17 protein-coding genes are annotated in these 22,829 nt (G+C 71.1%); 11 read left to right on the top strand and 6 right to left on the bottom strand.

Annotated elements, in window-relative coordinates:
- Positions 1-35 precede the first annotated feature (35 nt).
- Positions 36-1,565, bottom strand: a complete 1,530-nt coding sequence (locus BMZ83_RS02115; RefSeq protein WP_074875118.1) for a glycosyltransferase family 39 protein — start codon at positions 1,563-1,565, stop codon at positions 36-38.
- A complete protein-coding gene (locus BMZ83_RS02110) occupies positions 1,562-2,950 on the bottom strand; it encodes an arylsulfotransferase family protein (RefSeq protein WP_074875116.1) in 1,389 nt (462 codons plus the stop codon). The genes BMZ83_RS02115 and BMZ83_RS02110 overlap by 4 nt, the downstream gene beginning before the upstream one ends.
- 123 nt (positions 2,951-3,073) lie before the next feature.
- Here BMZ83_RS02110 and BMZ83_RS02105 point away from each other — a divergent pair, with 123 nt between their 5' ends.
- Positions 3,074-4,861, top strand: a complete 1,788-nt coding sequence (locus BMZ83_RS02105) for an ABC transporter substrate-binding protein (protein ID WP_074875114.1) — start codon at positions 3,074-3,076, stop codon at positions 4,859-4,861.
- Complete coding sequence (locus BMZ83_RS02100; RefSeq protein ID WP_074875112.1) at positions 4,858-5,721, top strand: phosphatase PAP2 family protein; 864 nt, start codon at positions 4,858-4,860, stop codon at positions 5,719-5,721. The genes BMZ83_RS02105 and BMZ83_RS02100 overlap by 4 nt, the downstream gene beginning before the upstream one ends.
- Positions 5,722-5,769: 48 nt before the next feature.
- Here BMZ83_RS02100 and BMZ83_RS02095 read toward each other — a convergent pair whose 3' ends face one another.
- Complete coding sequence (locus tag BMZ83_RS02095; RefSeq protein WP_074875110.1) at positions 5,770-6,963, bottom strand: NAD(P)/FAD-dependent oxidoreductase; 1,194 nt, start codon at positions 6,961-6,963, stop codon at positions 5,770-5,772.
- A gap of 99 nt (positions 6,964-7,062) precedes the next feature.
- Here BMZ83_RS02095 and menD point away from each other — a divergent pair, with 99 nt between their 5' ends.
- From menD to BMZ83_RS02075, 4 genes are all read left to right on the top strand, one after another.
- Positions 7,063-8,874 carry a 2-succinyl-5-enolpyruvyl-6-hydroxy-3-cyclohexene-1-carboxylic-acid synthase gene (menD, locus tag BMZ83_RS02090; RefSeq protein WP_074875108.1) on the top strand — a complete coding sequence of 604 codons (1,812 nt, stop codon included), beginning with the start codon at positions 7,063-7,065 and terminating at the stop codon, positions 8,872-8,874.
- A gap of 57 nt (positions 8,875-8,931) precedes the next feature.
- A complete protein-coding gene (locus BMZ83_RS02085) occupies positions 8,932-9,849 on the top strand; it encodes a 1,4-dihydroxy-2-naphthoyl-CoA synthase (RefSeq protein ID WP_074875106.1) in 918 nt (305 codons plus the stop codon).
- A gap of 512 nt (positions 9,850-10,361) precedes the next feature.
- Positions 10,362-11,306: a 1,4-dihydroxy-2-naphthoate polyprenyltransferase gene (locus tag BMZ83_RS02080; RefSeq protein ID WP_074875104.1), complete on the top strand. Its 945-nt coding sequence runs from the start codon at positions 10,362-10,364 to the stop codon at positions 11,304-11,306.
- Positions 11,303-12,364: a mandelate racemase/muconate lactonizing enzyme family protein gene (locus tag BMZ83_RS02075; RefSeq protein ID WP_074875102.1), complete on the top strand. Its 1,062-nt coding sequence runs from the start codon at positions 11,303-11,305 to the stop codon at positions 12,362-12,364. Before BMZ83_RS02080 ends, BMZ83_RS02075 begins: the two co-directional genes overlap by 4 nt.
- A 155-nt stretch (positions 12,365-12,519) precedes the next feature.
- On the opposite strand, the gene arcD is transcribed toward BMZ83_RS02075, so the two are convergent.
- The gene (arcD, locus tag BMZ83_RS02070; RefSeq protein ID WP_394327181.1) at positions 12,520-13,989 is read right to left on the bottom strand and encodes an arginine/ornithine antiporter ArcD; all 1,470 of its coding nucleotides are present in this window, start codon (positions 13,987-13,989) and stop codon (positions 12,520-12,522) included.
- Positions 13,990-14,142: 153 nt separating this feature from the next.
- Here arcD and BMZ83_RS02065 point away from each other — a divergent pair, with 153 nt between their 5' ends.
- The 4 genes from BMZ83_RS02065 to BMZ83_RS02050 all read left to right on the top strand — a co-directional run bounded on the left by BMZ83_RS02065 (position 14,143) and on the right by BMZ83_RS02050 (position 18,993).
- Positions 14,143-15,420 carry an O-acetylhomoserine aminocarboxypropyltransferase/cysteine synthase family protein gene (locus BMZ83_RS02065; protein WP_074875098.1) on the top strand — a complete coding sequence of 426 codons (1,278 nt, stop codon included), beginning with the start codon at positions 14,143-14,145 and terminating at the stop codon, positions 15,418-15,420.
- Positions 15,417-16,769: a homoserine O-acetyltransferase MetX gene (metX, locus tag BMZ83_RS02060; protein ID WP_074875097.1), complete on the top strand. Its 1,353-nt coding sequence runs from the start codon at positions 15,417-15,419 to the stop codon at positions 16,767-16,769. The genes BMZ83_RS02065 and metX overlap by 4 nt, the downstream gene beginning before the upstream one ends.
- 116 nt (positions 16,770-16,885) lie before the next feature.
- The gene (locus BMZ83_RS02055) at positions 16,886-17,482 is read left to right on the top strand and encodes a TetR/AcrR family transcriptional regulator (RefSeq protein WP_074875095.1); all 597 of its coding nucleotides are present in this window, start codon (positions 16,886-16,888) and stop codon (positions 17,480-17,482) included.
- Positions 17,479-18,993 carry an MATE family efflux transporter gene (locus BMZ83_RS02050; protein WP_074875092.1) on the top strand — a complete coding sequence of 505 codons (1,515 nt, stop codon included), beginning with the start codon at positions 17,479-17,481 and terminating at the stop codon, positions 18,991-18,993. Before BMZ83_RS02055 ends, BMZ83_RS02050 begins: the two co-directional genes overlap by 4 nt.
- Before the next feature lie 82 nt (positions 18,994-19,075).
- Here the strand turns inward: BMZ83_RS02050 and BMZ83_RS02045 are convergent, their stop codons facing one another.
- Positions 19,076-19,321, bottom strand: coding sequence for a hypothetical protein (locus BMZ83_RS02045; protein ID WP_074875090.1), 246 nt, complete (start codon positions 19,319-19,321; stop codon positions 19,076-19,078).
- Positions 19,322-19,381: 60 nt separating this feature from the next.
- Entirely contained in the window at positions 19,382-20,143 is a 762-nt protein-coding gene (locus BMZ83_RS02040; protein ID WP_074875088.1) for a TrmB family transcriptional regulator, read from the bottom strand.
- Positions 20,144-20,270: 127 nt separating this feature from the next.
- On the opposite strand from BMZ83_RS02040, the gene BMZ83_RS02035 reads away from it, so the two are divergent.
- Positions 20,271-22,793: an efflux RND transporter permease subunit gene (locus BMZ83_RS02035; RefSeq protein ID WP_074875087.1), complete on the top strand. Its 2,523-nt coding sequence runs from the start codon at positions 20,271-20,273 to the stop codon at positions 22,791-22,793.
- Positions 22,794-22,829: the final 36 nt, after the last annotated feature.

Here is a 22,829-nt window from a genome sequence, read left to right as displayed (position 1 = left end):
GCGCGCCGAGGGGGAAGTAGCCGGTGGTCGCGGCCCTACTCGACCGCGCGGTAGACGACCACGCCGTCGTTCTCGTAGGCGCGCTCCCAGTCCGGCGAGGCCGCGAACGAGCGGTCGAGCGAGCCGAACGTCACCTCGGGCTGGCCCCGAACGGTGTAGGCGCCCTTCGGGAGGTAGACGTAGTCGGGGTCGGCGCCGACGCCCGCCAGCTCGTGCTCGACACAGTCGACGCCGTCACACTGCGAGAGCGCTTCGAAGGTTTCCAACTGCGTCTCGTACGCGTCCGGACCGTACCACTCCACCCCCCACGGGCCGATCAGGATCGTGCGGTCCGCCAGCGCCGGGACCCACTCAGCCGCGTCGCCGAGCACGACGAACGTGGCGTCCGGCGGCGTCTCGGCCGCGGCCCACGCCATCGCCTCGGTGTCCTCCTCGTCGAGGAACTCGGGGGTCGAGGGGTCGCTCGGCAGCGTCATCTCGTGGGCGAGGTAGCCCCCACCCGCGACGCTCGCGAGGAGCAGGCAGGCCGCCGCGGCGACCTCGCGGCGTTCGACGGCGCCGGTGCCGGGGAGCGAGACGCTGCCGTCCAACGAGGGTAGCCGGCGAGCCACGTCGACGGCGGCGACGCCGGCGACGACGCTCCCGACGGTGAACGCGAACCGGGGCTGGGCGAACAGCAGTTCCGCGGCGGCGGCCCACCCCGCGAGGAACCAGTTCCGGCGAGCGTACAGCAGGTACGCCGCGCCGAGCAGCGGGAGGAGGGTGGCCGAGACGCCGATCGTCGCCGCGCCGCCGCCGATGCCGCCGTGGGTGCCCGCGGCGCCGGCGAGCACGTCGATCCCGTGCGTGCTCGTGACCCAGCCCAGCCACGGCGAGACGACGACGGCGCCGCCGACGCCGACCGCCGCGCCGCGGGCCAGGCCCGCGCCCGAGCGGTCCCGAGTTCCCCAGAGGAGGAGGTACGTGACCACGACGAACAGCGAGTAGGTCGGGTGGGTGAGCACGGTCGCGCCGAACGCCAGCGCGCCGACGGCGACCGCGCGCCACGACTCCCCGTCGAAGACGTGATAGCCCGCGTAGATCGCCGTCAGCGCGTAGCAGAACGCGAAGGCCCGAACCAACCCGCCGGCGGAGACGTGCCACTGGAGCAGTTGTGGGTTGAGCGCGACGGCGACGCCCGCGGCCGCGCCGGCGGGGCGCGAGCCCGCGTAGTCCCGCGCGAGCAGGTAGACGGGCACGAGTGCGGCCAGCACGCCGAGCGACGGCAGGAAGCGCGCGAGGGCGACTGGCCCCGCACCCAGATCCAGCAGCACCGCGAGCAGGTAGAACTGAAGCGGCGGGTACGCGAAGGGGACGCCCTCGGCGGTGTAGCCCGAGATCTGCCCGGGCGGCGCGTACCCGCCGGCGGCGATGGCGTCGGCGATCCGGAGGTACAGCCCCGCGCCGTAGGCCGGGTAGGGGTTGGTCGCGAGGTAGATCGCGACGGCGAGCAGGCCCGCAGCGAGCGCTGCGCCGAGCCACGGCACGTCGTCGCGCGTGATCGGGAGGCGATCGAGGCGGCTCATTTCCGGCGGAGTTCGATGGGGAATCGGAACGCGATCGTGTGGTCGAGCCAGCGGTACTCGAGCGTCGCCCAGCGCAGCAGACTCCCGACCAGGACGACGATCGCGAGCTCCTCGAGCAGGCCGACCCAGCGCGGGAACACGTAGGCGATCGCGTTCTGGATCGTCGGCGGCAGCGCGTTCTCGACGCGCTGGCGCGCCGACGCCGCCTCGGGGGCGGGCTCGTGGCTCTCGAGCCCCAGCGACGCCGCGCTCTCGCCGCCCGTGCTCTCGTCGCCGGTGCCGAGGCGCTCGGCCTCGTAGGGGAAGCCGACGTCGGCCGACCAGACGATCTCCCCCTCCCGGTCGACCTCGAAGACGCGGTCGCCGTTAGAGTCGGTGATCAGCGTGTGGCCGTTGGGCAGCCGGTCGGCGTCGCGGGGCCACTGGATCCGCTGGTCGGCCCACGTCCAGGACTCGACCCACTCGCCGTTCTCGCGCTGGTACTCGACGATCCGGCCGTTCTCGGAGTCGCCGACGAGGAGTGCGGGCCCGCCCTCCTCGGCCGGGATGAAGTCGGGGTTGTGCTGTTCGTACAGCGTCGCGTGGTCGCCGTCGGCGCCGAGCGTCCACTCCGCCATCAGCTCGCCCTGCATGTCGACGAACGAGACCTGGTCCTGGTTCCGGAGGCTGACCATCACCGCCTCCTCGCCGTCGACCTCGACGTGCTCCACGTCGTTGATGTGGGTCCAGTCCTCGGGGAACGGGCCGCCGCTCTCGACGCCGTAGTCGGCCTGCGCCTCCCAGGACCACTCGATCAGCCCCGTCGTGGTGTTCACGATGAACGCGCGGTCCTGCGCGATGTCGGCGACGAGCAGGCGGTCCTCGTCGATGCGGTCGGCGTCGTGCCAGCGCGTGGAGTGCTTGCCGGCGGTGATCCGGCTGAACACGTCGGTTCGCTCGCCGGTCGTGAGGTTGACGCGCTCGACCCCGTTCCGGGTGCAGACCGCGCCGTCGCACTCGTCGGCGTCGAGGTGGTCCGCGTAGACGAACTCGACCGTGTGGCTGGTGCCCTCGACGGGGTCGACGTCCCAGTAGCGCGTGTGGTCGTTCTGGTAGTAGTAGAGACTCCCGTCCGGCGCGAACGCCGCGAGTTCGGCCCGTGCTCGCGGCGCGTCGCTCTCGTCGCTGACGAACGCGTTCGAGTCCGTCGCGACGACGGTGACGTTGTCGCGCTCCCCGACGACCGCCGCGTCGTCGCCCGACCGGAACGCCTGCTCGACCGCGGGGTCGCCGGTCACGCGGTCGTTCGTGCGCTCGCTCTCGACGTAGCCGGCGACGATCGTCGACGCGGCGACGAGGACCAGCGCCGCGAGCAGGAGGCGGAGGGTCCGCTTGGGGAGGTCCATCGCGCGGTGAGAGCCGTGGCGAGGGGTAAAACCTGTCCCTGTCCACTGGACAGACGGGTGGTCGGGGGGGCCGGAACGGACAGCACAATCCCTATGCCAATCGGTCACCCAAATTCGGTGACAATGGGTAGCGAGTCGAGCGTCCCCACGGACCGACGATCGGTCCTCGCGGCCCTCGGAAGCGGTGCGACCGTCCTCAGCGCCGGCTGTCTCCAGCGTGCGCGGAACCTCACGGGCTGGCGGTCGACCCAACCAGTCACCCTGCGGATCAAGACTCTCCCGACCGATGCCGACCCGTACGCGCTCGCCCTCGCCCGCGAGATCGCCTCGTGGTTCCGGGCGGCGGGGATCGAGACCGAGGTGCTCCCGATGGCGGAGCAGGAGCTCATGCGCCAGAGCCTGCTCCGGACCGAGTTCGAGATGTTCGTGATGCGGCTGCCCGAGAAGTTCCGCGATCCCGACGCGCTCACGACCCTGCTGCACTCGCGGTTCGCCGACGCCCCCGGCTGGCAGAACCCCTTCGGCTACACCAACTTGGGCGCCGACGAGGCGCTCGAACGCCAGCGCCGGGCCGACGGCGCCGAACGGCGGGCGACGCTCGAACGCCTCCAACGGACGGTCGCCCGAACGCAGCCGTTCACGCTGCTCACCGTCCCGGACGACATCCGCGCGGCGCGGACCGGCGCCGGGCCGAACTGGCAGGTGACCGACCTCCGCTCCCCAGTGGGGTATCTACGCCTCGCCGGCGAGTACGAGAGCGGGAGCGAGGAGACAGTCCTCCGCGTGGTGACAACCGACCGCCGCGCGACCACGAACCTGAACCCTCTCGCCGTCGAGTTCCGGCGCGGCGGCGCGTTGACCGGGCTGCTGTACGACCCTCTCGCCCGGTCGATCGAGGGCGAGCTAACACCGTGGCTCGCCGAGTCGATCGACCTCGTCGACGGCGACCCGCCGTCAGCGCGGGTCACCCTCCGCGAGGACGTCCGGTGGCACGACGACGAGGCGCTGACTGCGGCCGACGTGGCGTTCACGTACGACCTGCTCGCGGACACAACGCTGGGCGACGACGAGGAGGACGCGGAGGTGCCGTCACCCGAGTTCCGGGGACAGAGCAGCCTCGTCGACGACGTGTCGGTCGTCGACGACCGGCGACTCGACGTGACGTTCGCCGACGCCGATCGGGCCGTCGTGCCGCGCGCACTGACCGTCCCGATCCTCCCGGAGCACGTCTGGCGCGACCGCACCGACACCGCCGCGATCGGCGGCATCCCCGTCGGCACCGTGACCGAGGCGCTCGTCTCGAACAACATCCCGCCGGTCGGGAGCGGCCCGTTCGCGTACGTCCGGAACACGCCGCGGGAGAGCCTTCGACTCGAACGCGTCGAGGGGCACTTCTCGGCCCGGGAGGGAGCTGACTTCCCCGACTGGATCGCCGATCCCGCCGTCGACGCGCTCTCGGTGCGGGTTGTCGGCTCCGACGTGACCGCCGTCGAGACGGTGGCGGACGGCGAGGCGGACGTGACCGGCACCGCCGTCGGCGCGGCGACGGTCCCGCGGATCGGCCGCGCCGACGGCACGGAACTGGTCGTGCGACGCTCGGATCGGCCGTACGTCCTCGGCTACAACACCCGTCGCCCGCACCTCGACAACCCTCGGTTCCGGAACACGCTCGCCCGGGTCGTCGACGAACAGCACCTCGGCGAGCACGTGCTCGACGGCTACGCCCGCCCCGCGGTCGGGCCGCTCCAGGGGACCGAGTGGTACCCGGAAGACCTCGAGTGGGACGGCGGGAACCCCGTCGTCCCCTTTTTCGGGCGGGACGGCGAGTTGAACGTCGAGGCCGTCCGTGAGGCGTTCCGCGAGGCCGGCTACCAGTACGAGGACGGCGCACTCGTGGGGGGGAGCACATGAGTCTGTTCACCGTGTTGACCGACGTCGTCGCCGTGGTGCTCGTGTTGCACCTGCTGAGCCTCGGCGCCGTCCGGCGACTCACGGGGAGGAAGTTCCGGCGCGGATCGCTTCGGGAGAACGTCCGGGCGGTCGGGCCGACCGCGGTCGTCCTCGGCGTACTGCTGCTCGCCAACGGCGCCGTGCGCGACGTCGGCGTCGAACTCTCGTGGCTGATCGGCGTGAACATCACGGGCGCGATCCACGCCGTCGAGGGGACGTTCGTCGCGGATCTGCAGTCGATCGCGTCCCCGGAGCTGACGGCGTACTTCAGCTTCGTCTACGTGTTCGGCTACGTGTTCCTGTTGACGTTCCCGATCGTGCTCTACGCGCTCCACGACGACGCGCGCCCGCTGGCGGCGACGCTCGTGGCGTACGCGCTGAACTACGGGATCGGGCTGGTCTGCTACGTGCTGTTCGTCGCGTACGGCCCGCGGAACTTCATGCCCGGCGCGGTCGAGTCGCTGCTGTTCACCAACTGGCCGGAGGTCCAGCACCTGACGAGTCAGGTGAACGAGAACACCAACGTGTTCCCGTCGCTGCACACGTCGCTGTCGGTGACCGTCGCGCTACTCGCGGCCCGTTACCGCTCGGCCGCGCCGGGCTGGCTCCCCATCGCGACGGTCGGCGCCACCTCGGTCGCCGTGGCGACGATGTATCTCGGGATCCACTGGCTGACCGACGTGCTGGCGGGGATCGTACTCGCGGTGTTCAGCGTCGCCGTCGGCGCCCGCGTCGCCGAGGGGAGACACGGCGACGAGCCGAGCGCGACTGAGACCGATCGCCGACCCGCGGGCGGCGTCATCGAACAGTTCCGGCGGTAGGCGTCGACGTGCCGGAGACGAACGATTCCTCGAGAACGTCCCGAGCGTCTACATGTCGCTCCACGCGCTCATCCCTCGGCCGACCGAGGAGATGGAGGCGATCCACCGGACCGCAGCCGCCTTCTTCAGGAACTTCGCGCCCGGGCCGCCGAAGGTCCCGAACGGGAGCGAGTCGACGTCGTGGGCGATCGCCTCGTCGCCGACGGAGATGAGCGTCCCCTTGTCCTCGTAGGTCCACTTCGAGAGTGGTTCGTCGAGCACGGCGTGGACGAGGTTCTCGCCCGCCACCTCGGCGGCCGTCCACGCGGCGACGGCCGTCGGCGGCGCCACGTCGTCCCCGCCCTGGTCGATCAGCGCGGTGTCGCCGATGGCGAACACGCGGTCGTCGCTGGTCCGGAAGTCCCGATCGGCGAACACGCGGCGGGAGCGCTCGTCCTTGTCGAGGTCCGTGTTCTCCAACTCCTCCCGGCCGGTGATGCCGCCGGTCCAGACGAGCACGTCGTAGGGCATCTCGTCGGGCGCCTCGTCCTCGCCGCCGCCGAGGTAGACCGTCTCCCCGTCGACCTCCGAGATGAAGTCGCCACACTCGATGTTCACGCCGGCGTCCTCCAGCCGGGTCCGGATGGCCTGCTGGACCTCGTCGGGGTTGTTGGGGAACACTTCCTCCAGCCCCTCGACGAGGTGGACGTCGACGGGCGCGTTGTGCTCGTCGCGGTAGGCCGCGATCTCGCCCGCGGCCTGGATCCCGGAGAGGCCGGCGCCGCCGACGATCACCTGCGCGGGGGCGGCGACGGAGGCGTCCGCGGCGGCCTCCCGCACCGACTGGTGGATCTCGCGGGCGTCGGCGAGGCTCTTCAGCGTGAGCGCGTGCTCGTGCAGGCCGTCGATGCCGAAGAACGCCGTCGCGCTCCCGACGCCGAGCAGGAGGTAGTCGTAGTCGACGGGCTCGCCGTCATCGAGCTCGACCGTCCGGTCGTCGGTGTCGAGGCCGACGACGCGGTCCTGGACGAACTCGCCCCAGTCGGGGAGCATCGACTCGCAGGGGACGGTGATCTTCGAGGCGACGCTCGGATCCCGGATGACGCGGTGGGACTCGTGGAGCACGAGGTGGTAGTCGTGTTCGTTGATCCAGACGAGTTCCACGTCGCCTTCGAGGCCCGCATCGGGCACTTCCTCCTTCAGCGAGTCGACAGTTCCGGCGCCGGCGTAGCCAGCCCCGACGACGACGATGCGATCGGTCATGGCCGGAGGTGACACGGGCTCCGGTAAAGTCGCTACGGAACCGCCCGCGGGGGATCCGGGAACGCAGGAACCAACAGCCCCGGCCGCGACACTCCGGTAATGACCGCACCGAACCGAAACACGCTCTGGGCCCGAGCGATCGTCGACGAGCTCGTTCGGGGCGGGGTCACCGCGGCCTGCGTCTCGCCGGGCTCGCGCTCGACGCCGCTGACCGTCGCGTTCGCCGAGCACGAGGACGTGCGCGTGTTCTCCCACCTCGACGAGCGCGCCGCCGCCTACTTCGCGCTGGGGCGGGCCCGCCGCACGGGCGAGGTCACGCCGCTGGTCTGCACCTCCGGCACCGCCGCCGCGAACTACCACCCCGCCGTGTTGGAAGCCGACCAGTCCCGGGTCCCGCTGCTGGCGCTGACCGCGGACCGCCCGCCGGAACTCCGCGACTCCGGCGCGAACCAGACCGCCGACCAGGAGAAGCTCTACGGCGACGCCGTCCGGTGGTACAAGGACCTCCCCGAACCCGAGGCCGAGGCGCGGAAGCTCCGGTCGCTGCGAACGACCGTCGCCCGCGCGCTGACTGCGGCCGAGGGGACCGACCCCGGCCCGGTCCACCTCAACGTCCCGTTCCGCAAGCCGCTTGAACCCACCGAGGTGCCCGGCGACGTACCCGACGACCTCGAGTCGCTGGCCGCGGCGGGGCGAACGAACGCCGCCGGGGGCGCCGGCTCCGGCACCGGCGGCGTCGGCACCACCTCGCCGCCCGCGTTCGTCGAGCGGGCACAGGGGGCGCCGGAACTCCCCGACAGCGAGATCCGCTCCCTCGCGGACGACCTCGGCGTCGAGCGGGGGCTGATCGTCGCCGGCCCCGCGGACCCCCACGAGATCGACCCCGAAGCCGTCGTCGCGCTCTCGCACGCGACCGGGTTCCCGATCCTCGCCGATCCGCTGTCGGGGCTCCGCTTCGGCGGGCACAACCGCGTCGCACCCGTACTCGGCGGCTACGACGCCTACCTCGACGAGGCGGTCACCGCGGACTGGCCCGACCCCGAGGCCGTGCTCCGGATCGGCGCCTCGCCCACCTCCAAGCCGCTGCGGAAGTACCTCGCCCGGACCGACGCCCAGCAGCTCGTCGTCGATCCCGCGGGGAAGTGGCGCGAGGCGGAGTTCACCGCCAGCGACCTCGTCGTGGCCGACCCCTCGCGACTGGCTGAAGCGCTCGCTCGGATCGTCGCCGGCCCGGACTCGGCGGCCTGGCGCGACCTGTGGGCCGAGGCCGAGCGGACCCACTGGGACGCCGTCGACGCCCACGAGGGGCTGTTCGAGGGCGGCATCGTCGCCGACGCCGTCGCCGAGGCTCCCGAACCCACCACGCTGTTCGTCTCGAACTCGATGCCCGTTCGCGACCTCGATCGCTTCGCGCGACCCAGCCCCGACGCGGTGACGGCGCTCGGGAACCGCGGCGTCTCGGGCATCGACGGCATCACCTCGACGGCGCTGGGCGCCGGCTCGGCGACGACGGACCACCTGACGCTCGTGATCGGCGACCTGGCGTACTACCACGACATGAACGGGCTGCTCGCGGTCGCGCGCTGTGACGTGGACGCGACGATCGTCCTGCTCGACAACGACGGCGGGGGGATCTTCCACATGCTCCCGATCGAGTCGTTCGACCCGCCGTTCACCGAGCAGTTCAAGACGCCCCACGGGATCGACTTCGAGCCGACGGGGGAGCTGTACGGGCTCGAGTACGAGCGCGTCGACGGCCGCGAGGCGTTCGTCGATGCCTACACGGAAGCGGTCGCGGGCGAGGGGTCCACGGTCGTCGAGGTCGCCACTGACGCCGCGGACTCCCACGGGACCCGCGACGAACTCCGGGCGCAGGTGATCGCCGAACTCGCCGGCGGATCGACGAACTGAGCGCGTGAGGGCCGCGGCGACCGCGGGGTTTTTGCGGGCCGGCGTCGCCGTTCCGACATGGTCTCAGAGCTGTTCGACCCCGAGCGCTGGGAACAGGTCGACGGCGCCGGCGAGTTCGACGACATCACCTACCACCGCGGCGTCGACGTCCCGGCGGTCCGCATCGCGTTCGACCGCCCCGAGGTCCGCAACGCGTTCCGGCCGGGCACCGTCGACGAACTCCACGCCGCGCTCGACCACGCGCGCAAGCAGGCCGACGTCGGCGCCGTCCTCCTGACCGGCAACGGGCCCTCCGAGAAGGACGGCGGCTGGGCGTTCTGCTCCGGCGGCGACCAGTCGGTCCGCGGCGGCTCGGGCTACGAGTACCGCGGCGACGACGAGGCTGGCGAGGACGACTCCGAGGCGGTCAAGCAGGCCAAGGCCGGGCGCTTGCACATCCTCGAAATCCAGCGACTCATTCGGTTCATGCCAAAACCCGTCGTCGCCGTCGTTCCGGGCTGGGCCGTCGGCGGCGGCCACTCGCTACACGTGGTCTGTGACCTCACGCTCGCCAGCGAGGAGCACGCGAAGTTCCTCCAGACCGACCCCGACGTGGCCTCCTTCGACGGCGGGTTCGGCTCGGCGTACCTCGCCCGGCAGATCGGCCAGAAGAAGGCCCGCGAGGTGTTCTTCCTCGGCAAGACCTACTCCGCCGCAGAGGCCGTCGACATGGGGATGGCCAACGAGGCGGTCCCCCACGAGGAACTGGAGGACACGGCCATCGACTGGGCCGAGACGATGACCAGCAAGAGCCCGACGGCGATGCGGATGCTGAAGTTCGCGTTCAACATGGTCGACGACGGGATGGTCGGCCAGCAGGTGTTCGCCGGCGAGGCGACGCGGCTCGGCTACATGACCGACGAGGCTGCGGAGGGCCGGGACGCGTTCTTGGAGGGCCGCCAACCTGACTTCTCGGGCTACCCCTGGCACTACTGACCGACCACTTTTGACGGGGGCCTCGCTCGCGGCCCAACCCCACGGCGGTGTACCGCAACAGCGACGCCATGTCACCCTCGAAACCCCCGAAGTCGCCGGCGGCGAGGGCGGCCATCTCGGCCTCGGTGACGCCGGCGTCGCGGCCGATTCCGACGTGGTGGTGCCACTCGTAGCGAGGGCCGTCCCCGGCGGCCGTGAGCAGGATCAGGGGTCGCGATGTCGGTCTTCGAGGCCGTTCGACTCCCACAGCGAGAGAGGAACGCACGGGTGCCAACGAGCACCTCGGGGTTGTTGCCGAGGACCGCGTCGGCGTTCACCGGTTTGCCCCGTAGCTTCGAGATGCCCAGATGGCGGTACTTCGCGGGGATCTACTCGGGAGCGACATACAGGACGGGTGCCATACGGCGGGAGTGTAGCTCTCCCGTCCACCTCCGGCAGGCTGCCAGGGTTATCCCGTTGCTCGTCGGCCGAGAACCAACCCTTCATGGCCCGTCCGCCCCGACGCTTCGACAATGAGTACGGAGACGAGTGGAGCCGACATCTCGCGGCAGCGCGCGTGGGTGATGGCCGCCCGGCCCCAGACGATGCCGGCGGCGATCTCGCCCGTCGTCGTCGGCGTGGGCGTCGCCGTCCACGAGGGGCTGTTCGCGGTGCTCCCGGCCGCCGCGGCGCTGCTAGGGGCGATCCTGATCCAGATCGGCACCAACTTCGCGAACGACTACTACGACGCCGTGCAGGGCGCCGACACCGAGGAGCGGGAGGGGTTCACCCGCGTCACGGCGGGCGGGCTGATCGAACCCGCGGCGGTCAAGCGCGCGATGTGGCTCACCTTCGCCGCCGCGATCCTGGTGGGGGTCTACCTCGTCTGGGTCGGCGGCGTCCCGATCCTCGTGATCGGCCTGCTCTCGGTCGCCTCCGGGATCGCGTACACGGGCGGCCCCTATCCCCTCGGCTACCACGGGCTCGGCGACCTGTTCGTGTTCGTCTTCTTCGGCCCCGTCGCCGTCGCGGGGACGGTCTACGTGCAGGCAGCAGCCGCCGTCAGCGGCGTCCCGACGGGGCTACCCGCCGGGACCGTTCCCACGCTGGCACTGCTGGCGAGCCTCCCGATGGCGGGCCTGACGACCAACGTCCTCGTCGTGAACAACGTCCGGGACAAGGAGGAGGACAGCAAGACCGGGAAGCGGACGATCGCGGTTCGGTTCGGCTACGGCGTCGCTCGCGCCGAGTACGTCGCGATGCTGGTGCTGGCCTACGCGGTTCCCGTGTCGCTGTTCATGCAGTCGTTCGGCGCCGCCGTCCTGCTGCCGCTGCTCTCGCTGCCCTTCGCTGCGGTCGTCGCCCGTACAGTCCTGACAAAGACCGCCGGCGAGGCGCTCAACCCCGCACTGGAGCGCACCGGCCAACTGCTCGCGCTGTACGCGGCGCTGTTCGCCGCCGGGTTGATCCTCGGATGAGCACCGAACGCCGACCGTTCACGCTCGATCTGTCCCGGCCGCTGTCGACCGCCGACGGCACGATCGAGCAGCGCCGCGGCGTCCTCGTCGGCGTCGAGCGGTCGGCCGACGGCGGCTCGGTTCGCGGCGTCGGCGAGGCGACGCCGCTCCCGGGCTGGACCGAGTCGTACGACGCCTGCAGGGGGGTGCTCGAGGACCCGCCGGAGGCGTGGGAGCATGTCGACGACACAGTCGGTGCGGAACCGCCGTCGACGCCGGCCGCCAGGCACGGCTACCGGCTGGCGGTACTCGACGCGGCGGCGCGGGCGAGCAGGAGATCGCTCGCGGCGCTGCTCGCCGAGCGCGGCGGGTTCTCGACACCCAGCGAGTCGGTTGCCGTCAACGCCACCGTCGGCGACGCCGATGCTGAGGAGACCGTCGCCGCCGCTCGCGAGGCGGTCGACGCCGGGTTCGACTGCCTGAAGCTCAAGCTCGGCGCGCGATCGCTGGACCCGGATCTCGACCGGGTTCGAGCGGTCGCGGACGCCGTCGACGCCACGATCCGCGTCGACGCGAACGGCGCGTGGGACCGCGAGTCGGCCGCAGCGGCCGTCGACGCGCTCGCCGCGATCGGGATCGAGTACGTCGAGCAGCCGGTGCCCCCCGAGGAGGTATCCGCGCTCGCGGCGCTGCGCGGCCGGGGCGTCGACATCGCCGCCGACGAGTCGATCCGTGCCTACGGCGTCGACGCCGTCCTCGACGCCGGTGCGGCCGACGTGGCGGTGCTGAAGCCGATGGCGCTCGGCGGGCCGGGTGCCGCGATCGACGCCGCACGACGGCTAGTGGACGCCGGCGTCGATCCGGTCGTGACCACGACGATCGACGGCGCCGTGGCTCGCGCCGCCGCGGTCCACGCCGCCGCCGCGGTGCCGGGCGACCGTGCCTGCGGCCTCGCGACCGGGAAGATGCTCGCCTCGGACCTGGGCACGGATCCCGTTCCAGTCGTCGACGGGGCGATCACCGTCCCCGACGGACCGGGGAACGTCGGCGGGGCGTTCGACGACCTGCTCTGGGACTGAGCTCGCGCTAGCCGAGGCGTGAGCTGTGGCGAACAGGCGACACGATAAGCTCGCGGGACGGTGTGTCGCGCTACTACCCTGGCGCCCCGCGGTCGTTCTCAGGTCACGCGGGGCGTGGTCGCCCGATCGCTGATAAACTCTCGCCGGAAAACCGCTCAGTCGTCGGCGGTGACGGCCGCGTCCGACTGCGGGTCGACGCCGCCGCGGGGCGGCGCCGAGTCGAGGCCGACGCCGGCGAGCGTCAGCACTACCAGCACCAGCGGCGAGAGGAACGCGAAGAAGTAGTACGGCGCGTACTCGGTGAGGATCAGGAACGAGGTCTGGCCCTGCAGCCCGAACACGCCGGCCATGAACACGCCGCCGGCGTGCCACGGCAGCAGCGCGCCGGTCGGCGTCCCGGCCGACTCCACGGCCCGCGAGAGCACCGAGGTGTCGAGGTCGTGGTCGTCGAACAGCTCCCGGAGCGTCATCCCGGGAACGACGATCGACATGTACTGTTGGGCCGAGAACGCGTTGACGAGGAACGCCGACGCGCCGGTGCCGATGACGAGGCTGCGCTGGCCAGTCACGACGCTCGCGAGGCGGGACGCGAGCGTCGAGAGCACACCGAGGTGATCGAGCAGCCCCCCGAGCGAGAGCGCGAGCACGACCACCGAGATCGTCCACGCGGAACCGGCGAGCCCGCCGCTCACGAGCAGGTCGTTCACGAGCGTGACCCCCGTCTCCGGCGCGGTCCCGTTGAGGAAGACGCCCCAGGCGTCGGTGAACGCGCTTCCCTGGACCAGTACCGTCGTGCCGGCGCCGGCGAACACGCCAGCGACGAGCGAGGCGAGCGCGGGCACGCCCCGGATCGCGAGCGCGAACGTGACCAGCAGCGGCAGGAAGACGAACAGTCCGAGGTCGTACGAGCCCGCCAGCGCGCCGCGGATCTCGGCGACCCGGCCCGTCGGGATCGCACCCCCGGCTCGGAGCCCCAGCACGGCGTAGAGCAGGACCGAGAGCCCGAACGCGATCGCGGTCCCCAGCCGCATCGAGAGGATGTGGTCGTAGAGGTCGGTGTCGGTCACCGCGGCCGCGAGGTTGGTCGTGTCCGAGAGCGGCGACTGCTTGTCGCCGGCGTAGGCCCCCGAGAGGACCGCGCCCGCCGTCATCGGGATCGGGATGCCGAGCCCGGAACCGATGCCGGTGAAGGCGACGCCCAGCGTCCCCGCGGTGGTCCACGAGGAGCCGATCGAGAAGGCGACGACCGCCGCCAAAAGCGCCGTCGCCGGGAGGAACGTCTCCGGGGAGAGGATCCCGAGCCCGTAGTACATCAGCCCCGGGATCGTCCCCGCGGAGATCCACGTCGCGATGAGCGCGTAGATGGTGAAGAGGATCAGGATCGCCTGCAGTCCCATCCGGAGGCCGTGTTCGATCCCCTCCGTGAGGTCGTCGTACCCAACGCCGATCCAGTACCGGCCGACGACGCCGGCGAGCACCACGCTCCAGAGCAGTGGCGCGTGGGGCGCCATCCCCAACAACCCGGAGCCGAGACCGAGGAAGACGACCACTCCGAGCGTCGGGACGAGCGCCTGCGACAGCGTCGGCGTCGCCGCGGACGAACTATCCGCCGTCGAGTTATTCATAGAGGACATTTCCCTACCCGTTTCGATTACCTTCGGAAATAAATACTCGTTGGGACGGGAGCCGTCTGGCGTTTGGTAGCGAACGACGAACGCAGTGATCGCCGGAAGGAAAACTGCAGCGCATTTTTACCTATCGGGGTATGCGTTATGGACATGACTCGCGGGTTCCAAAGCCGAAGTCTCCACGGCGGTCACGAGCCAGCGGCCGAGGGCGGCTCGTACGCCCCGCCGATCCATCAGACCACGTCGTACCGCTTGGGCAGCGCCGACCGCGCCGCCGACCTCTACGCGCTGGAGGCCGACGGCGACGTGTACAGTCGGATCTCCAACCCGACCGTCCGGACGCTCGAGCGGCGGCTGGCGTCGCTCTCGGGCGGCGTCGGCGCCGTCGCCACCAACGCCGGGATGGCCGCGATCGACGCCCTGACGACCGTCCTCGCGAGCGCGGGCGACAACGTCGTCACCGCGGGGGATCTCTACGGCGGGACGACGACGTACTTCGCACACACCGCCACGCGCCGGGGCGTCGAGATCCGGACCGTCGACACGCTGGACTACGAGGCCTACGCCGACGCGAGCGACTCCGACACCGCCTTCGTCCACGTCGAGACGATGGCCAACCCCTCGCTGGTGACGCCGGAGTTCGAACGCCTCGCCGAGATCGCCCACGAGCGCGCGACGCCGCTGATCGTCGACAACACGTTCGCCTCGCCCGCGCTCTGTCGGCCGCTGGAGCACGGCGCCGACGCCGTCTGGGAGTCGACCACCAAGTGGATCCACGGCTCGGGTACCACCGTCGGCGGCGTCGTCGTCGACGGCGGCACGTTCCCGTGGGACCACCCGGACGCCGACTACCCGGAGCTGTCGGGGGAGAACCCGGCCTTCGGCGTCGACTTCTCGGAGCGCTTCGGCGAGGAGGCGCTCGCCCACGCGCTGCGCCACCGCGGGCTCCGCCCCCTGGGCGCCCAGCAGACGCCCTTCGACGCCTGGGCCACGCTGCAGGGGCTCGAGACGCTGGATCTGCGGATGGATCGCCACTGCGAGAACGCCCGCATCGTCGCCGAGCACCTCGACGATCACCCGGAAGTGGCGTGGGTCACCTACCCGGGGCTGGCCGACCACCCGACCCACGACAACGCCGCGCGCTACCTCGACGGCTTCGGCGGCATGATCGCGTTCGGCCTCGAGGACGGGTTCTCGGCCGGCAAGCAGTTCTGCGAGGCGGTCGACCTCGCGGGCTTCGTCGCCAACGTCGGCGACGCGCGCACGCTGGTGATCCACCCCGCGAGCACCACCCACGCCCAACTCAGCGAGGACGAACAGCGCGCCGCGGGCGTCTCGCCCGACCTGCTGCGGCTCTCGGTCGGGCTGGAGGAGCCCGGGGACGTCGTCGACGACATCGACGCCGCCATCGAGCGCGTGACGACATGACCGGGAACACACGCGGGACGGCGGCGCCACAGCACACCAGCGCCACGCGCTCGGTTGGCCCCTTCGAGTTCGAACGCGGCGGCTCGGTCCCCGACCTCGAACTGGCGTACGAGACCTACGGGGAGTACGACCCGGAGGGCGGCCCGAACGGTCGGGGGAACGCGGTGCTGGTCTGCCACGCGCTCACCGGGAGCCAGCACGTCGCGAGCGGGCCGGACGACGACGGCACGAACGACGGCGCCGCCGGCCAGGCCCGCGCGTGGTGGGACGACGTGGTCGGCCCGGGGCAGGCCATCGACACGACGGCGTACTTCGTCGTCTGCGTGAACGTCCCCGGTTCCTGCTACGGCTCGACGGGACCCGCCAGCCCCCACCCCGACGGCGGCGTCTGGGGGAGTTCGTTCCCGGCAGTCACCGTCGGCGACTGGACCCGCGCCCAGCGACGCCTGCTCGACGAGTTCGACGTCGACCGGCTCCACGCCGTCGTCGGCGGCAGCGTCGGCGGGATGAACGTGCTCGACTGGGTGCGTCGCTACCCCGCGGCCGTGGACCGAGCGATCCCCATCGCCACGGCGCCCCGGCTCGACGCCCAGCTGTGCGGGCTCAACGCGGTCGCCCGCCGGGCGATCCAGGGCGACCCCGAGTGGCACGGCGGCGAGTACGCCGCGGCGGGAACCCACCCCGACCGGGGGCTCGCGCTGGCGCGCCAGCTCGGCCACCTCAGCTACCTCTCGAAGGCGTCGATGGAGCGGAAGTTCGACCGCGGCGGGAGCGACTACGACGTGGCGTCGCCGTTCCCCGACGGGCCCGCGGCCGACGCGTTCGCGTACGACGAGGTCGAGTCCTACCTCGACCACCAGGGCTCGACGTTCGTCGACCGGTTCGACGCCAACAGCTACCTCTACCTGACCCGGGCGATGGAGGCGTTCGACCTCGCGGCGGACGAGGACTCCGACGCCGACGCAGTCGCCGAGTTCGACGGCGAGGCGCTCGTGGTCTCGTTCACGGGCGACTGGCACTTCCCGGTCGAGGGCGGGACGGCGATCGCGGAGGCGTTCGAGCAGACTGGCACGGCCGTCGATCACCACGTCGTCGACTCCGACCACGGCCACGACGCCTTCCTCGTGGAACCCGAGAACGTCGGGCCGCCGATCCGTGAGTTCCTCGGTGGCGGCGTCGACGAGCGCCAGCCCGCCAGCAGTCGATCGCGATCCGAGACAGCCGACGGCGACGCGGTCGCTGGGGAGGCGGGCGACGGCGACCCGGACAATGACGGGAGAGGTTCCGACGACGGGGTTCAGCGGCCGCCAGGAACGCCGGGGACGGCGTGTTCGGTGTTCATGAGCTGATCGCGCGCAGTCGTCGTCCGCCCCCTCGTGGTCGCCGCGGTTACGACTGCGGCCGCGGTTGCTCGAACCCCAGACCTTTTGTCTGACTGCAGAGTTTGACTAACCAGTCAGTCAGTATGAGTACCGGAGAGTCGACCAGCGATATCACCGAGGGAACGTACCGCGCGCTCTGCAAGCACGGGTACGCGGACGTGACCATGGAAGACATCGCCGCCGAGACGGACGTGAGCAAATCCGCCCTCCACTACCACTACGACAGCAAACACGACCTGCTCGTCTCCTTCTTCCAGGACCTGCTGGAGGGGTTCACCGAACGCCTCGACGCCGTCGAGGGCGAGACCGCCTACGAGTCCCTGTTGAACCTCATCGACGCCGTCCTGTTCCCGCCGGACGACGACGCCCCCGACCTGGGGTTCCAGACGGCCGTGCTGGAGATGAAGGCCCAGGGCCCCTACGACGAGTCGTTCCGACGCTACCTGAAGGAGCACGAGCACACGCTGCGTGAACACGTCGAGGACCACCTCGCCGACGGCGTCGAGAGCGGCGAGTTCCGCGCGGACCTCGACGTGGAGGCGTCGGCGGACTTCCTCGTGACCGTGTTCAACGGGGCCCAGACCCGCAGCGTCGCGGTCGGGCGGCCGGTCGAGGAGACCCGTGAGACGCTCCGGGCCCACATCGACTCGATGATCGTCGCCGACGGGGGGAGGAAGTGAGCCTCCGCGGCCGACTCGCCGGGGTGCGGGACCTCTTCCACCGCGCGTTCAATCAGGGGGAGCTGGACCTGACCGAGGGCGGTATCGCCAAGCCGCTGTTCATCCTGGCGATCCCGATCGTCATCACGAACCTGTTCCAGACCGCCTACAACCTCGCGGACACGTTCTGGGTCGGGCGGTACAGCACCGAGGCGCTGGCCGCCATCAGCTTCGCGTTCCCGATGGTGTTCCTGCTCATCTCGCTGGGGATGGGGCTCTCGGTCGCCGGCAGCGTGCTGATCGCCCAGAACATCGGCGCCGGCGACAAGCGCGAAGCCGACTACGCCGCCTCCCAGACGGTCTCGTTCGCGGTCGTGGTCTCGATCGTTCTGGGCGGTGTCGGCTACCTCGTGGTGGACACGCTGGTCCGGATCTACGGCGCCTCGCCCGACGTGCGGCCGCTCGCGGTCGACTACATGGAGGTGATCTCGCTGGGGCTGGTGTTCATGTTCGGCTTCTTCGTGTTCATCTCCCTGATGCGCGGGGCGGGGGACACGGTGACGCCGATGGTGGTGATGGGCATCTCGGTCGTCGTCAACATCGTGCTCGACCCGTTCCTCATCTTCGGGTTCGAGAACAACCCGCTGTTCGCGATCATCGGGATGTCGGGCCTCCAGGACCAGCTGTTCGCGATGACGGGGTACACCGGCGACGGCCTGCGCGGCGCCGCCATCGCGACCGTCTTCTCCCGGGCGCTGGCATTCCTGATCGGCTTGGGGATCATGTTCCGCGGGAACCAGGGCGTCCAGATCCGGTTGGGCGACATGGCCCCGGATCCCGAGTTCGCGCGCCGCATCCTCGAGATCGGCGTCCCCGCCTCGGTCGAGGGCGTGGGGCGGGCGCTCTCGGTCAACCTCCTGCTGATCGTCGTCGGCCTGTTCGCGACGCCCGTGGTGTCGGCCTACGGCATCGGGACGCGCGTGCTCTCGGTGGTGTTCATGCCCGCCATCGCGATGGCCCGCGGCGTCGAGACGATGAGCGGCCAGAACATCGGCGCGGACAAGCCCGACCGCGCCGCCGCGACCGCGGCGTTCGCGTCGAAGGCGTCGTTCCTGATCCTCTCGGCGGTGGGCGTGATCGCGTTCGTCTGGGCCGAGCCCATCGTCTCGATCTTCGTCGGCGCCGACCAGCCCGACGCACCCCGCGTGATCGAGGTGGGCGCCCAGTTCATGCGCTTCGTCGCCCCCACGTTCGGCTTCATGGGGATCATGCGCGCCTACAACGGGAGTTTCCGCGGCGCCGGCAAGACGACGGTGGCCGCGGTCATCTCGGTGGGGACGCTGATGGTGTTCCGCCTGCCGATCGCGTGGCTCGCCTCCCAGACGTTCGCGATGGGGCCCGACGGCCTCTGGCTCTCCTTCGCGCTCTCGAACGCCTTCGGTGCGACGCTCGCCTATCTCTGGTACCAGCGCGGCACTTGGCGCGACGTGAGCCTGGATCGGACGCCCGGGCCGACGCCGAGCGACGACTGATCGCCGTCGCCGACTCCGCTCCCCGAGCGACGGCTGTCCGTCGCCGTCGACTCCGTTCCTCCGCTGAACCTGCAGAAACAGCCTACCGAACGATCCGGCAGCGCTCGCCCGCGCGCTCGACGTAGCCGGCCGACTGCAGCGAGCGCAGCGTCGGCAGGAGCTCGATCAGTTTGAGGTCCAGCGCCTCGGCGATGCTGTCGACGGTCGTCTCGACGACCGACGAGAGATAGACGTACACCAGTTTCCCCGCGGTCGAGTCGACGTCTGCGGGCGGTTCGGTGTGCAGTTCCGCGGCGCCGTCAGCTCGTGCCGGCTGCGCTTGGGTCATTACGTACGCCAACCACTTCGACATCCGTAAAGGTTGGTTACAACGATCGTCGAACGCCCGTCACGCGTCGTCCGTGCGCTCCATCCCGGAGTCGATCCCCGACTGCATGAACTGCGCGAGGATCCGGCCGATGCTGCTGTCGGCGGTCCACATCGCCTCCTCGCCGACGGCGTCGTCGGTGACCGCCGAGAGCAGCACCGTTCGCTGGTCGACCATCAGCGCGCGCCCCGCGAAGTCGCCGGGGTTGTCCTCGTCCATCACGAACACCCGGACCGGGCTGTCCGCGAAGCGCTCCCGCTGGTCCGGTTCTGCCGTGACGACGACGACGGCGACGCCGTCCCGGGCGCGATCGCGGAGGGTCTCGGCCAGCGTCGTCGGGACCGACCGCGAGTCGGGCGCGACGAACACCACCCGCTGCTCGGCCCGCCGGAGCAGGTCGGCGATGCGGTCGTCGATGGGCTGGCGGCCCCGCAGCGTGGCGACGGCGCCGCCGGCGTCGCCGTCGTCGGTCTCGGTCCGGAGCTCCGCGAGGTTCTCGAACGCGCGGTCCCGTTCGCGTTCGAGGCGCTGTCCGAGTTGGTCCCGGGCCGCCTCGAGGCTCACCGGTCGGTACTCCTTCGGCGAGGACGCCACCAGTTCGACGAGCCCCCGCTCGACCAGGTCGTCGGCGGCGCCGTACACCTGCGAGCGTGGCACCTCCGAGGCGTCGCTGATCGCCTGTGCGGTCCCCGTTCCGAGGCGCTGGAGCGCGACGAACACGCGGGCCTCATAGTTCGACAGTCCGAGTCGCTTCAGCGCGTCGACGGCGTCTCGTGTGCTCATGGCGGGGGCGGGTCCTCCGGTCGACCGACGGTTCGACGGCGCCCGGTATGAGTGGCCGGGATCCGTCGACCGGATATTTTGTACTAATCTACAATATTTATTTCCCTCGAGCGAGTGGAGGCCACCAATGAGGCTCGCCGAACGCTACGCCGCCGCCGTCACCGACCACAGCAGGCTGGTGATCGCCGCAGTCCTCGTCGCGACGCTCGTCGTCGGCGCCGGCGCCGGGAGCGTCGACGGCGGGCTCACGATCGCGGGGTTCAGCAGCGACTCGGCCGAGGCCGCCGCCCTCGACGACATCGAGCGGAACTTCTCGGTCGCCGGCGAGAACACGACGACCGCACAGGTGGTCGTCCGCGGCGACAACGTCCTCACGAGGGAGTCGCTGCTCGACACGCTGCGGTTCCAGCGGGCGATCAGGGAGGACGAGTCGATCAACGCGACGCTGCGGGACGACCAACCGACCCTCGGCGTCTCCAACGTCGTCGCGACGGCGGCGTACTACGAGTCCCGGGGTGGCGGCGGCCCGCCGCCGTCGCTCGACGCCCAGATCGACCAACTCGAGTCGATGTCCGAGGCGGAGGTCGAGGCGACCGTCGACCGCGTGCTCGACCCCGAGGCCGACACGCGCGGCGACCCCTACGCGCTGCTCGCGACGAGCTACGAGCCGGGGTCGACGACCGCGTCCGGGCGGATCCTGCTCGTGTATCAGGACACCACCGGCGCGGCGGCCGACAGTCTGCCCGAAGACGTGACGGCGGCGCAGTTGGAGCTACGGGAGCTCGCCGACACGGAACTGTCCGCGACCGACCACTTCGTCTTCGCGCCCGGCATCGTCGACGAGGAGAGCGGCCAGGCCACCGGCGAGAGCTTCGCGCTGATCTCGCCGGTCGCGCTCCTGCTGATCCTCACGGTGCTCGGAATCGCGTACCGCGACGCGATCGACGTGCTGCTGGGGCTGCTCGGGGTCGCGCTCGTGCTCGTCTGGATGGCCGGCTTCCTGGGCTGGGCCGGCATCGGCATCACCCAGATCCTGATCGCCGTCCCGTTCCTGCTGATCGGGCTGAGTATCGACTACGCGCTCCACGTGGTGATGCGCTACCGCGAGGCGAGCGTCGACGACCCCGGCCTCGATCCCCGGGCGGCCATGCGCCGGGGGCTTGCCGGCGTCGTCGTCGCCATCGGCGCCGCGACGTTCACGACCGCGGTCGGCTTCCTCTCGAACGCGGTGAGCCCGATCGCGTCGATCCGGGAGTTCGGCCTCGTCAGCGGCTTCGGGATCGCCGCCGCCTTCGTCGTGTTCGGGCTGCTGTTCCCCGCGCTGAAACTTGAGATCGACGGGCTCCGCGGCCGCCTCGGGTGGCCGCCCAACCAGTCCCCGTTCGGGCGCGGTGAGCGCGTCGGCCGCCTGCTCAGTGTGGGGCCGGAACTGGCCCGGCGCGCGCCCTACGTCGTGATCGCCGTCGCGGTCGTGCTCGCGGCCGGCGGCGGGGTCGCGGCGACGGGGATCGACACCACGCTCGACCAGACCGCGTTCCTCCCGCAGGACTCGCCGGACTGGATGAACCTGCTGCCCGCCGCGCTGCAGCCGAGCGACTACGACATCAAGGCCAACGCCGTCTACCTCAACGAGAACTTCGTCCAGTCCCGCGGGGGTTCGCAGGCGGAGTTCCTGATACGCGGCCCGGTCACCGATCCCGGGACGCTGGACGCGATCGCCGCCGGCCACGACGCGCTCCGTGAGACGGACTCGGCGGCGGTACGGGCCGACGGCAGCCTGCAGGCGACCGGCCCGCTCGCGACGATCGAGGCCGTCGCCGCAGAGAACGAGACCGTCGCCGCGATGGTCGACGACGCCGACACCGACGGCGACGGCGTGCCCGACGGGAACCTCGCGGCGATCTACGACGCGGTGTACGACGCCGACCCGGCGGCCGCGGCCGAGACGATCCACCGCGAGAACGGCGAGTACCGCTCGCTCCGGCTCTCCGTCGCGCTCTCGGGGACGACCGACACCCGGACGATCACCAAGGAGATGCGCGGCGTCGCGACCGAGATGGAGTCCGGGAGCGACCTGAACGTGATCGCGACCGGCTCGCCGATCACCTCGGAACTGGTCCAGCGGTCGCTGCTGCGTACGCTGGTCGAGGGGTTCCTCATCACCTTCGGGGTGATCCTCGCGTTCCTCGCGATCATCTTCCGGCTACGGTACGGCTCGGCGACGCTGGGCGCGGTGGTGCTGTTCCCGGTCGTGCTCGCGCAGGCGTGGCTGTTCGGCACGATGTACCTCGCCGACCTGGCGTTCACGACCGAGACCGCGATCATCGCCGCCATCGGGATCGGGATCGGCGTCGACTACGCGATCCACATCGGCGAGCGGTTCGTCGACGAACGCGGGGCGGGCCGCGAGCCGATCGACGCGCTGACCCGGACCGTCGAGGGGACCGGCGGCGCGCTCCTGGCCAGCGCGGCGACGACGACCGCGGGCTTCGGCGTGCTCGCGCTCGCGCTCGTGCCGTCGCTCCAGCGCTTCGGCTTCATCACCGCGGTCGCGATCACGTACGCGTTCCTCGCGAGCGTGCTGGTGCTGCCGAGCCTGCTGACGGTGTGGGAGCGGCTGGACGGGACGACGGCGGACACGTCGGCCTGAGGACACCGCCCCACCCGCAGATGTTCGGGGCCACGG

The sequence above is a fragment of the Halolamina pelagica genome, assembly GCF_900115675.1.
Classification (GTDB): Archaea; Halobacteriota; Halobacteria; order Halobacteriales; family Haloferacaceae; genus Halolamina; species Halolamina pelagica.
The sequence above is the reverse complement of the archived record's forward strand: the minus strand, read 5'-3'. Positions and strand labels throughout refer to the sequence as shown.